General features: G+C 68.3%; 11 protein-coding genes. 5 read left to right on the forward strand and 6 right to left on the reverse strand.

Annotated features, from left to right (window positions below):
- Nucleotides 1-34: 34 nt before the first annotated feature.
- Both WS87_RS34115 and WS87_RS31595 read left to right on the forward strand, forming a co-directional pair.
- Entirely contained in the window at nt 35-205 is a 171-nt protein-coding gene (locus WS87_RS34115) for a hypothetical protein (protein ID WP_162999306.1), read from the forward strand.
- A 145-nt stretch (nt 206-350) separates the two neighbouring features.
- Nucleotides 351-749, forward strand: coding sequence for a cupin domain-containing protein (locus WS87_RS31595; RefSeq protein ID WP_059820062.1), 399 nt, complete (start codon nt 351-353; stop codon nt 747-749).
- Between the two features lie 52 nt (nt 750-801).
- On the opposite strand, the gene WS87_RS31600 is transcribed toward WS87_RS31595, so the two are convergent.
- Nucleotides 802-1,677, reverse strand: a complete 876-nt coding sequence (locus WS87_RS31600; protein ID WP_059820061.1) for an aldo/keto reductase family oxidoreductase — start codon at nt 1,675-1,677, stop codon at nt 802-804.
- 100 nt (nt 1,678-1,777) lie between these two features.
- Between WS87_RS31600 and WS87_RS31605 the strand changes: the two genes are divergently transcribed.
- The gene (locus WS87_RS31605; protein WP_059536119.1) at nt 1,778-2,707 is read left to right on the forward strand and encodes a LysR family transcriptional regulator; all 930 of its coding nucleotides are present in this window, start codon (nt 1,778-1,780) and stop codon (nt 2,705-2,707) included.
- A 111-nt stretch (nt 2,708-2,818) separates the two neighbouring features.
- A complete protein-coding gene (locus tag WS87_RS31610; protein WP_059820060.1) occupies nt 2,819-3,775 on the forward strand; it encodes a mannuronate-specific alginate lyase in 957 nt (318 codons plus the stop codon).
- Between the two features lie 27 nt (nt 3,776-3,802).
- On the opposite strand, the gene WS87_RS31615 is transcribed toward WS87_RS31610, so the two are convergent.
- The 5 genes from WS87_RS31615 to xylA all read right to left on the reverse strand — a co-directional run bounded on the left by WS87_RS31615 (nt 3,803) and on the right by xylA (nt 10,574).
- A complete protein-coding gene (locus WS87_RS31615; RefSeq protein ID WP_059820059.1) occupies nt 3,803-5,002 on the reverse strand; it encodes a sugar ABC transporter permease in 1,200 nt (399 codons plus the stop codon).
- Nucleotides 4,999-6,558, reverse strand: a complete 1,560-nt coding sequence (gene xylG, locus WS87_RS31620) for a D-xylose ABC transporter ATP-binding protein (RefSeq protein WP_059820058.1) — start codon at nt 6,556-6,558, stop codon at nt 4,999-5,001. Before xylG ends, WS87_RS31615 begins: the two co-directional genes overlap by 4 nt.
- A gap of 73 nt (nt 6,559-6,631) precedes the next feature.
- Entirely contained in the window at nt 6,632-7,660 is a 1,029-nt protein-coding gene (xylF, locus tag WS87_RS31625; RefSeq protein WP_059536104.1) for a D-xylose ABC transporter substrate-binding protein, read from the reverse strand.
- 108 nt (nt 7,661-7,768) lie between these two features.
- Nucleotides 7,769-9,247 carry a xylulokinase gene (gene xylB, locus WS87_RS31630; protein WP_059820057.1) on the reverse strand — a complete coding sequence of 493 codons (1,479 nt, stop codon included), beginning with the start codon at nt 9,245-9,247 and terminating at the stop codon, nt 7,769-7,771.
- 4 nt (nt 9,248-9,251) lie between these two features.
- Entirely contained in the window at nt 9,252-10,574 is a 1,323-nt protein-coding gene (gene xylA / locus WS87_RS31635) for a xylose isomerase (protein ID WP_059820113.1), read from the reverse strand.
- Between the two features lie 263 nt (nt 10,575-10,837).
- On the opposite strand from xylA, the gene WS87_RS31645 reads away from it, so the two are divergent.
- A complete protein-coding gene (locus WS87_RS31645; RefSeq protein ID WP_059820056.1) occupies nt 10,838-12,031 on the forward strand; it encodes a XylR family transcriptional regulator in 1,194 nt (397 codons plus the stop codon).
- Nucleotides 12,032-12,057: the final 26 nt, after the last annotated feature.

Consider the following 12,057-nt stretch of genomic DNA (forward strand, 5'->3'; position numbering starts at 1 on the left):
GGCGTCATGACCCGCAATTACAAGGAGAAAAGCGATGACTCTGCTTATCTACCTGCTCGGATGGATCATTTTCATCGCCGGCGTGGCATGGGGCCTGATGACGCTGCACGTGTCGCAACACATCATCGAGATCGTCGCCGTCATTCTGTTCGGCATCGCGGTGATCACGGGCGCGACGCGCGCCCGCAATCGCGACCGGACGTAGCCCCTGAACGCCGCCGGATGCCGCATGCATTCAGGCGTCGTGCAGCGTGGCGGCCGCGTCAATATAATCGGCTTTCCCGACGAATCGATGATCGGCGACGTGCCGGTTTCGATCGTGTATTCGTACAGCCGAATCTGGAGCCGAGATGACCCTCCCCGCCGTTCCGTTTGCCGAATCGTTCGACCTCGAGGCTGCCTTCGCCGATGTATCGGAGTACTGGTCGCCGAAGGTCGTCGCGCAGGTCAACGACCAGTACGTGAAAGTCGCCAAGGTGCGCGGCAAGTTCGTGTGGCACGACCATGCGCATGAAGACGAGCTGTTCTTCGTCGTGCGCGGCCACCTCAGGATCGAGTATGAAGGCGGCCGCGCCGTCGACTTGCCCGCCGGCTCGATGCACGTCGTGCCGCGCGGCACGCAGCACAATCCGGTCGCCGACGACGAATGCTGGGTCGTGCTGATCGAGCCCGTGCAGACGAAACACACCGGCGACGTCCAGTCGCCGCTGACCCGGACGATCGACGAGCAGCTGGGTCAGGCGCGCTGAGTCCCGTGCCGGCGTCGCTTCGGCCACCCGCCCCGCGACGGCCGCACCGGGTTCAACCGCGGGCGGACGCGACGCCGTCGAGTTCGCGCACGGCATCCTCCGGCAACGCCAGCGCGCCGGCGGCGAGATTCTCGCGCAGATGCGCGACCGACGACGTTCCCGGAATCAGCAGGATGTTCGGCGCGCGGCGCAGCAGCCACGCGAGTGCGGTCTGCATCGGCGTCGCGCCGAGCCGCGCGGCAACGGTGTCGAGCGCGGACGACTGCAACGGATTGAAGCCGCCGAGCGGAAAGTACGGTACGTAGGCGATGCCGTCGCGGGCAAGCGCGTCGACGAGATCGTCGTCGTCCCGGTGCGCGAGGTTGTAGTGGTTCTGCACGCAGACGATGTCGCAGATCCGGCGCCCTTCCGCGACCTGCGCGGCCGTGACGTTGCTCAGCCCGATGTGCCGCACGAAGCCTTGCCGCTGCAGTTCGGCCAGCGCGGACAGCGGCGCCTCGATCGAGCCCTCGGCCGGGCCGTGCGTGTCGAACATGATGCGCAGATTGACCACGTCGAGCACGTCGAGTCCGAGGTTGCGCAGGTTGTCCTGCACGGCGGCGGCGAGCGCTTCGGCCGAGAATGCCGGCAGCCACGAACCGTCTTCGCCGCGCCTCGCGCCGATCTTGGTCACGATGAGCAGATCGTCGCGATACGGATGCAACGCTTCGCGAATCAGCCGGTTCGTCACGTGCGGGCCGTAAAAGTCGCTCGTGTCGATGTGGTCGACACCCGATGCAACGGCCTCGCGCAGAACGGCAAGCGCCGCATCGCGGTCCCGGGGCGGGCCGAACACGCCGGGACCGGCGAGCTGCATCGCGCCATACCCGATGCGGTGAACGCGGCGGCCCGCGATGGAAAACGTGCCGGACTGGACGACGGGGGACATGAGCGTGCTCCTGTGGCGAATGAATGAGCCGCAGGTTACGCCGCGACGCGCTGCGCGATAACCGGTCATAATCCGCACGACCTGTACGAAAGGGCGAACAATGCAAGTCGATCTGGGTGATCTGAACGCGTTCGTGGCGGTGGCGCGTGCGAAAGGCTTTCGTGAAGGTGCGCGCACGATCGGTGCGAGCGCGTCCGGCCTGAGCGAAGCGGTGCGCCGGCTGGAGGCGCAACTCGGCGTGCGGCTGCTGCACCGCACGACGCGCAGCGTGGCGCCGACCGAAGCCGGCGAGCGCCTGCTCGCGCGGCTCGCGCCGGCGCTGGGCGAGGTCGAGGCGGCGCTCGACGTCGTCAATACGTTTCGGGAGCGGCCGGTCGGCACGCTGAAGCTCAACGTACCGACGAGCGCGGCGCGGCTCGTGCTGCCGTCGATCGTCCCGCGCTTTCTCGACGCGTATCCGGAGATCCGGCTCGAGATCGTGGCGGACGAAAGCTTCGTCGATATCCTCGCGGCCGGCTGCGACGCGGGCATCCGTTACGACGAGCGCCTCGAACAGGACATGATCGCCGTGCCCATCGGCCCGCGTTCGCAACGCTTCGCCACCGCCGCGGCGCCCGCCTACCTCGACCGTCGCGGCCGTCCTGCCCATCCGCGCGAACTGCTCGATCACGCATGCCTGCGCGGCCGGTTCGCGAGCGGCGCGATGCCGGCGTGGGAATACGAGCGCGCCGGCGAAGTCGTCCGCGTGGAGCCGTCGGGGCCGCTCGTCGTGCAGATCGGCGGCGCCGTCGATCTCGTCGTGGACGCCGCCTGTGCGGGGCTCGGCATCGTGCATCTTTACGAAGACTGGCTTCGTCCGCATCTCGCGAGCGGCGCGCTCGAGCCCGTGCTCGACGGCTGGTGGCGGCCGTTCTCCGGCCCGTATCTGTACTATCCGGGGCGGCGTTTCGTGCCGGCTCCGCTGCGGGCCTTCGTCGATTTCATCAAGGCGGATGTCGAGCAACAGGCGTTCATCGAGAAAGGCGGATGAAAGACCTCGACGCTAGACTGCGTGCGGCACGTCCCTCGCGTAAGCGGGCGCGGCTCGCCGCTCGGCCCGCCACGGCCTGCGTGCCCTTTCACCGTCATCGACGAGGCCCGCATGCGCCATCCGACGAAACGCCCGCTGTTCGCCATGCTGCTGGCTGCCGCCGCACTGTCGTGCGCCGTGCCGCCTGCGCGCGCGTGCGACGTGCCCGCTCCGGTCACGCGCATCGATCCCCCCGGCTACTACGACGATGCAGCCGGCTATGCGCGCGCGGTGAAGCCGATGCGCGATTTCATCGCGCGGCTCAATGTGTCGGCTGACAACGGCGACTGGTCGTGCGCGGTGATGCAGCTCGAAAGCTGGGCGCAAGCCGACGCGCTGATGGGGCCGATCTCCGGTTATCAGGGCTACTACGAGCGTTCGTGGGCCGGCACCGACTTTGCGATGGTGATCCTGCGCATGCCGCGCGACGTGCGCGACGCAAACCGCGCGCGGCTCGATGCAATCGGCCCGTGGCTCGAACGGATCGCGATCGCCACCCGCGATTCGGAGGCGATCAACCATCTGCACAACAATCTCGTGTACTGGGCCGGGCTCGACCTGATCGCGATCGGCACCGTGACGAACAACGCAAACCTCGTCGATTCGGGGCTGCTGAGAGTGCGCGAGGGCATTCGCGACATCGGCCCCGACGGTGCGCTCGCGCGCGAAGTGAAACGCGGCAACCGCGCGCTGCACTACCACACGTTCGCGCTGCTGCCGCTCGTGTTCGCGGCCGAACTCGTGCAACGGCGCCATATCAATCTCTATCGGGAAAACGATGGCGCGATCGGCCGTCTCGCGAATCTCGTGATCGACGCGGTGGACGATCCCGCGAGCTTCGCGAAAATCACGCCGATCCGCCAGGAGCTGTTCCCGTGGACGCTGCGCGACGAGCTCGCCTGGGTCGAACCTTACTACGCGCGCTTCGGCGATCGCCGCCTGCCGGCGATCATTGCGCCGCGCCGCCCGTTCAGCGAATGGCGGCTCGGCGGCAACGTGACGGCGGCGTGGGGCGCGCCGCTGCGGTAAGCGGCAAGCGCCTCCACGAAGACAGCCTCACCGCCGGTTCGAACGCGACACGACGTCGATCCACACCGCCAGCACCAGCACCGCGCCCTTGACGATCATCTGCCAGTATGCGTCGACGTCGAGCATCGACATCCCGTTGTCGAGGCTCGCCATCACGAGCGCGCCGATCAGCGCGCCATAGACGGTGCCCGACCCGCCGCGCATCGACGTGCCGCCGATGAAGCATGCGGCGATCGCGTCGAGCTCGCCCATCGTGCCGGCCGACGGCGAGCCGGCCGCGAGCCGCGCGGTGTTGACGATGCCCGCGAACGCGCACATCAGCCCCATCAGCGCGAAGATCGCGAGCTTCACACGATCGGTGTCGACGCCCGACAGCCGCGTCGCCTCCAGGTTCGACCCCACCGCATAGATGCGCCGGCCGAACACGGTCTGCGTCGCGATCCACGAAAACGCGCCGAGCAGCGCGAGCAGCAGCAGCACGGGCACCGGGATGCCGCCGTAGCGGTCGAGCGTCGCGACGAACGCGAACAGCACCGCGCCGGCGCCGACGATTTTCGCGACGTCCTGCCACAGCGGCGCGACCGCGAGCCGATAGCGGTGCCGCGTGCCGCGTTGCCGGACGACCAGCAGCGCGACGAGCGCGAACAGCAGCACCGCGAGGCCGTCGCCGGCCGCGCGCGGCAGATAGCCCTGCCCGAGGAACACGAAGCCGTCGGACACCGGCGCGATCGTCGAGCCGCCCGTCACGCCGAGCAGAATGCCTCGGAACGCGAGCATCCCGCCCAGCCCGACGATGAACGACGGCACGCGCCGGTAGGTCGACCACCAGCCGTTGAACAACCCGACCAGCACGCCGAGCGCGAGCACGGCCGGCACCGTCGCGGCCACGGGCCAGTGGCGATTGACGTCGAGGATCGCCGCAATGCCGCCGAGCAGGCCGAGCAGCGAGCCGACCGACAGGTCGATCTCGCCCGCGATGATCACGAACACCATCCCGCATGCGAGCATCCCGGTGATCGACATCTGCCGCAGCAGGTTCGACACGTTGCGCGGCGTGACGAACGCGCCGTCGGTCAGCACCGAGAAAAACACCCAGATCGCCGCGACCGCGAACAGCAGTGCAAGCACCTTGTAGCGCACGAAGATCTGTCGAAGCGGATGGCGATGCGTGCGGCGCGCGTCGGCGTCCGGCGGCACGGCGGAAGAGGAGGAAAGTTCGCTATTCATGTGGCACTCGCTGCAATGGGTTCGGCCGGCTGCCGCGCGGGCTTCAGCGCGGCGCCGAGTATCTGTTCCTGCGTGAGACCGTCATTGACGAAATCGCCGCGCAGCTCGCCTTCTCCGATCACGAGCACGCGATCGGCAAGCCCGAGCACTTCCGGCAACTCCGACGACACGACGATCAGCGCGACGCCGCGTTGCGCGAGCGCGAAGATCAGCCGGTAGATTTCGGCCTTGGCGCCCACGTCGACACCGCGGGTCGGCTCGTCGAGGATCAGCACCTGCGGGTCGGCCAGCAGCATCCTGGCGAGCACCGCCTTCTGCTGGTTGCCGCCGGACAGGCTCGCGATCGGCAGGAACGGATGCGCGGCACGCACCGACAGCCGCTGCATCTCGGTGCGGATCGCGTCGAGTTCGGCGGCCGCGTCGATCCGCCCGTGGGCGGCGAAACGGCGCAGCACCGACAACGTGATGTTGTGGCCGACGCCGAGCTGCGGCACGATCCCGTGACGCTTGCGGTCCTCGGGCACCATCGCGATCCCCGCGCGGATCGCATCGGCCGGCGAACGGACCGCGAGCGGCCTTCCGTTCATCCGCACCGTCGCCGCGCTCGCGCCCGGATACGCGCCGAAGATCGCCTGCATCAGCTCGGTGCGGCCGGCGCCGACGAGCCCGGCGACGCCGAGAATCTCGCCGCGCCGCACGCTGAACGACACGTCGTCGACGCGCTTGCGGCGCGGGTTCGCCACGTCGTGACAGGTGACGTTGCGCGCTTCCAGCACGACGTCGCCGATCTCGTGCGGCTCGCGCGGATACAGGTTGCGGATCTCACGGCCGACCATCATCGCGATGATCCGGTCGGTCGTCATCCCGCGCATCGGCTCGGTCGCCACGTGGCGGCCGTCGCGGATCACGGTCACGGTGTCGCACACCGCGTCCACTTCGTCGAGCTTGTGCGAGATGTACACGCATGCGACGCCGCGCCGCTTCAGGTCGCGCACGATGTCGAGCAGGATGCGCGTCTCGGCCGCACTCAGCGACGACGACGGCTCGTCGAGAATCAGCAGCTTCGCGCGCTTGTTCAGCGCCTTCGCGATCTCGATCAGCTGCTGGTGGCCGCCGCCGTAGTTCATCACCGGCTGTGCGACGTTGATCGCGTCGATCCGCAGCTCGCGCAACAGCGCCTCGGAACGCCGCACCATCTCCGCGTAGTGCATGCGCCCGCCGGGCAGCGTGATCTCGTTGCCGAGGAAAATGTTCTCCGCGACCGACAGCTCGGGCACGAGCATCAGTTCCTGGTGGATGATCACGATGCCCGCGCGCTCGGTATCGCGCACGCCGGACGCGACGAGCGGCGCGCCTTCCCAGCGGATCTCGCCATCCCACGTGCCGTGCGGGTAGACGCCCGACAGCACCTTCATCAACGTCGACTTGCCGGCGCCGTTCTCGCCGCACAGCCCGACGCACTCGCCGGGGCGCACGGTCAGATCGATTCCGTCGAGCGCCTTCACGCCATCGAATGCCTTGACGATGCCGCGCATCGTCAGCAAGGGTTCGGTCATACGTTCATTGCCTCGCAGTGAGCATGCGGCCGGCCGCACCTAGCCGGCCGCATGCATCCTGCCCGTCGTGCCGTTACTGGCTCGCGAGCTGGGCCTGGGTATAGAAGCCGTCCTTCACGACGACGTCGACGTTGCGCTTGGTCAGCAGCGTCGGCTGCAAAAGCACCGTGTCGACCTTCTTCTTCCCGTTGTCGTATTGCGCGTTGAACGCGGGCTTCGTGCCCTTCGCAAGATCGACCGCGAGCTTCGCGGCTTCGCTGGCGATCAGCTTCAGCGGCTTGTAGACGGTCATCGTCTGCGTGCCGGCGATCACGCGCTTGACCGCCGCGAGGTCCGCATCCTGCCCCGACACCGGCACCTTGCCGGCCAGATGTTGCGCGGCGAGCGCCTGGATCGCGCCGCCCGCGGTGCCGTCGTTCGACGCGACGATCGCGTCGATCCGGTTGTTGTTTGCGGTGAGCGCATCCTCGACGATGCGCAGTGCGGTCGATGCGCTCCATTCGGGCACCCACTGCTGGCCGACGACCTTGATGTCGCCGCGATCGATCGCCGGCTTCAGCACCTTCAACTGACCCTCGCGCAGCATCTTCGCGTTGTTGTCGGTCGGCGCGCCGCCGAGCAGGAAATAGTTGCCCTTCGGCTTTGCATCGAACACGCCCTTCGCCTGCAGTTCGCCGACCTTCTCGTTGTCGAACGAGATGTACGCGTCGACGTCCGCATCGAGGATCAGACGGTCGTACGACACGACCTTGATGCCGGCCTTCCTCGCTTCGGCGACGACGTTGCCGAGCGTCTTCGAATTGAACGGCACGATCACGATCACGTCGACGCCGCGCGAGATCAGGTTCTCGATCTGCGAAATCTGCCGCTCCTCGCTCGCATCGGCCGACTGCACCGACACCTTCGCGCCGAGCTTCGTCGCGGCCGCGACGAAATAGTCGCGATCGCGCGACCAGCGCTCGACGCGCAGGTCGTCGATGCAGAAGCCGATCTCGGGCTTGTCCTTGCTCGCATGCGCGAGCGGCGCGCCGAGCGCGAAGAGCGCCAGCGCTGCCGCGCCGGCAAGGGAACTCAATACGGTACGACGCGTCACGGATTTCATGTCTCCACTCCTTGTTATTGGACAACTCACGAACACCGGGCGGCCGCGGGAATGCGCCGCCCGCATCGAGTCACTGCAAAGCACGGGATCGCACCGGCGAAGCGCCGGTCATGCGCCCGTCGCAAACACCGGCTCGAGCGCGCGGTAAAGCGCGCGAAACGTCGGCCGTCGCGCGTCGCGATACCACGCGTGTCGCGCGGGATCGGGCTCGCGCACCGCGACGATCGGCGGCTGCGGACACACGTCGTCGAGCGACGCATCCGGTTCGAGCGCGAGACGCGCGAGCCGTGCGGCACCGAGCGCCGGGCCGACCTCGCCGCCCGCGCGCAGCGTCAGCGCGCGACCGCTCAGGTCGGCGAGCATCTGCGTCCAGTACGCGCTGCGCGAGCCGCCGCCGATCACCGTGATGCCGTCGGGCGCCAGTCCGGCCGCATGCAGCGCGTCGATGCCGTCGAGCAACGCGAAGCCGACGCCTTCGAGCGTTGCGTTCGCGAGATCCGCGCGCTGCGTGTCGGGCGTGAGCCCGTAAAACACGCCCTTCGCATTCACGTCGTTGTGCGGCGTGCGCTCGCCGCTCAGGTAAGGCAGGAACCATGGGCGACTGGCGCGTGCGTTCGCCTCGGCATCGGCAAGGAGTGCGGCAACGCCGTCGTAACCGGCCAGTTGCGCGGTGAAGTCGATGCAGCCGGCCGCGTTCAGCATCACCGACATCAGATGCCAGGTATCGGGCAGTGCGTGGCAGAAGCTGTGCACCGCCGATTCCGGATTCGCGCGAAACCCGTCCGACACCGCGAAATAGACGCCCGACGTGCCGAGCGACAGCAACGCGTCGCCGGGCCGCACGATCCCGACGCCCGCCGCGCCTGCCGCGTTGTCGCCGCCGCCGGCGACCACCGGAATCTCGCGCAGCCCGAGCGCGCGCGCGACGGCCGGCAGCAGCGTGCCGGTCACGCGGTTGCCCTCGAACACGGCCGGCATCTGCGCGCGCGACAGCCCGCACGCGGCGAGCAGCGTATCGTCGTAGTCGCGCTTCGCGACGTCGAGCCAGAGCGTGCCGGCGGCATCCGACGGATCGGTCGCGAACGCGCCGGTCAGCCGGTAGCGCAGGTAATCCTTCGGCAGCAGCACGTGTGCGATGCGCGCAAACACGTCGGGCTCGTGGCGACGCACCCACAGCAGCTTCGGCGCGGTGAAGCCCGGCATCGCGACGTTGCCCGTCACCGCGCGCAGCGCGGGTACGAGCCGCTCGAGTTCCGCGCACTCCGCGTCCGCACGGCCGTCGTTCCACAGGATCGCGGGGCGCAGCACGTCGCGGTGCGCATCGAGCAGCGTCGCGCCGTGCATCTGCCCGGTCAGTCCCAGCGCGTCGATGTCGCGCGGATCGATGTCGGCCGCGCGTGCCTCATCGACAACCGCGGCCAGCGCGCCGCACGCGGCATCCCACCAGTCGCGCGGCGCCTGTTCGGACCAGCGCGGCCGCGGCCGGCTCACCGTCAGCGGCCGGCTCGCGCTCGCCCGCACCACACCGTCGCGGTCGAGCAGCACCGCCTTCACGCCCGACGTGCCGAGATCGAGTCCGATATACATGGCGTCAGCGCAGCCCGTAGATCGCCTGGTTCACGATGTTCTCGAGCCGCTCCTGCGCGCCGCTCACATGCCGCGGGTCCACGCCGCGCGCGAGCGCGTCGTCCGCGAGCGACTGCAGCGTATAGCCGCCCGACAGGATCTTGCGGCCGAACGCGTCGTCCCACTGCGCGTAACGCTGCCTGCGCAACGCATCGAGCCGGTCGTTCTCGACCAGCACGGCCGCGCGTTCGAGCGCGAGCGCGAGCACGTCGATCGCGCCGACGTGGCCGTAGAACAGGTCTTCCGGATCGATGCTCTGGCGCCGCACCTTCGCGTCGAAGTTCATCCCGCCGGTCGTGAAGCCGCCGTGGCGCAGGATCTCGTAGAACGCGAGCGTCAGTTCCTCGACGCTGTTCGGGAACTGGTCGGTGTCCCAACCGTTCTGCGGATCGCCGCGGTTCGCGTCGACGCTGCCGAACACGCCGAGTGCGAACGCGTTCGCGATCTCGTGATGGAACGAGTGGCCGGCGAGCGTCGCGTGGTTCGCCTCGATGTTGACGCGAATCTCGTTCTGCAGTCCGTACTGCACGAGGAAGCCGTGCACGGTCGCGACGTCGTAGTCGTATTGATGCTTGGTCGGCTCTTGCGGTTTCGGCTCGATCAGCAGCGCACCCTTGAAGCCGATCCGGTGCTTGTGCTCGACGACCATCGACAGGAAACGCGCGAACTGATCGCGCTCGCGCTTGAGGTCGGTATTGAGCAGCGTCTCGTACCCTTCGCGGCCGCCCCACAACACGTAGTTCTCGCCGCCGAGCCGGTGTGTCGCGTCGAGCGCGTGGCACACCTGGGTCGCGGCCCACGCGAACACGTCGGGGTTCGGATTCGTCGCGGCGCCGGCCGCGAACCGTGGGTGCGAGAACAGGTTCGCCGTGCCCCACAGCAGCCGCACGCCGCTCGCCTGCTGGCGCTCGCCGAGATAGTCGACCATCCGTGCGAAATTGGCCGCGTACTCGCGCAGGCTGTCGCCTTCCGGCGCGACGTCGGTGTCGTGGAACGTGTAGAAAGGCGTGCCGAGCTTCGTGAAGAACTCGAATGCGGCATCGGCTTTCATCCGCGCACGTTCGAGCGCGTCGCCCGGCTGCTGCCACGGCCGCCGGAACGCGCCCTGCCCGAAGATGTCGTGCCCCGGCCATACGAACGTGTGCCAGTAGCAGACCGCGATCCGCAGATGCTCGGCGAGCGTCTTGCCGAGCACACGTTTCTCGGGGTCGTAATAGTGGTACGCCAGCGGGTTGTCCGACTGCGGACCTTCGTAGCGAATGGCGGGAATGTGTTCGAAATACGACATGGTGTCTCCGTGCTGGGTCTTGTTGCAGCGCAACGCGCATCGCGATGACGCACGCGGCCGAATCCGGTTGGCTGGATCGTGCCCGCGCGACTGCCGGCCGGCAATTGCGAAATTGCGCAGCACGCTTAACGTTTCTTGCCAGCCGCTGCGCGCGGCGTGCGTTCCGTCCTACAATCGCCGGACACCAGAGAACCGCGCGGCACCGCCCGCGCGCCCCGGAGACAATGGCGAGACGCCCGAGCGGCGCCCACCCCGAGACCGACATGACCCGTGCCTCTTCCGCCCAGACGCCGCACCGCATCGCGCTTCTGTTCAACGCGAACAAGGTCTATGACCGCGAGATCATCAGCGGCATCGGCCAGTACCTGCACACGACGCGCGTCGTGTGGGACCTGTTCCTCGAAGACGACTTCCGCTGCCGGCTCGCCGGCATCGAACGCTTCGACGGCGACGGCATCATCGCGGACTTCGACGATCCGGCCGTCGCCGACGCGCTTGCCGGCTCACCGCTGCCGATCGTCGCGGTCGGCTCGTCGTACGAGGATCCGGCGCAGTACCCGGACGGCGTCCCATATATTGCGACGGACAACCCGAAGCTCGTGTCGCTCGCCTATACGCACCTGATCGGCGCGGGGCTCGCGCATTTCGCGATGTACAGCCTGCCGGTCGCGCAGGAGAACCGCTGGGCGCAGCAGCGTGAGCTCGCGTTCGACCGGCTCGCGCGCGCGGACGGGCTCGACGCGCCGATCTACCGCGGCGTGTCGACGAGCGCATCGGGCTGGAATCACGCGATCGAGCAGCTGATCGGCTGGCTGCATGCGCTGCCGAAGCCCGTCGGCGTGATCGCGGTCACGGATGCGCGCGCGCGGCATCTGCTGCAGGCGTGCCTGCTCGCCGGCATCGCGGTGCCGGAACAGGTCGCGATCATCGGCATCGACAACGATCCGCTCACGCGCACGCTGACGCGCATTCCGCTGTCGTCGGTGATCCAGGGCACCGAGGAAATGGGCCGCACCGCCGCGCACCTTCTGCACCGGATGCTGCGCGGCACAAGGTTTCCCGGGCAGCGCATCCTCGTGCCGCCGGTCGGCATCAACGTGCTCGAATCGACGCGCCACCAGCCACTCGCGAGCCCGCACGTGATGCGCGCCCGGCATTTCATCCGGCAGTATGCGTGCCAGGGGATCAAGACCGAACAGGTCGCCGACTATGTCGGCGTGTCGCGCTCGCTGCTCGAAGAGCACTTCCGGCGCGAACTGCAGCGCACCGTGCACCAGGAAATCCTGCGTCACAAGATCGAGGCTGCGCAGGCGCTGCTCGCGAGCCGCAATGCGTCGAGCGCGGAGGTCGCGATCCGCTGCGGCTTCACGTCGCTGCAATACATGTACGCGGTGTTCCGCCGCGAACTCGGCTGCACGCCGCGCGAGTACCAGGAACGCGCGGCATCGGCTCACTGAATTCACCGCTCACGAGCGAACCCACA

This window comes from Burkholderia sp. MSMB0856 (assembly GCF_001524645.2).
In the GTDB taxonomy this organism is placed as follows: Bacteria; Pseudomonadota; Gammaproteobacteria; order Burkholderiales; family Burkholderiaceae; genus Burkholderia; species Burkholderia diffusa.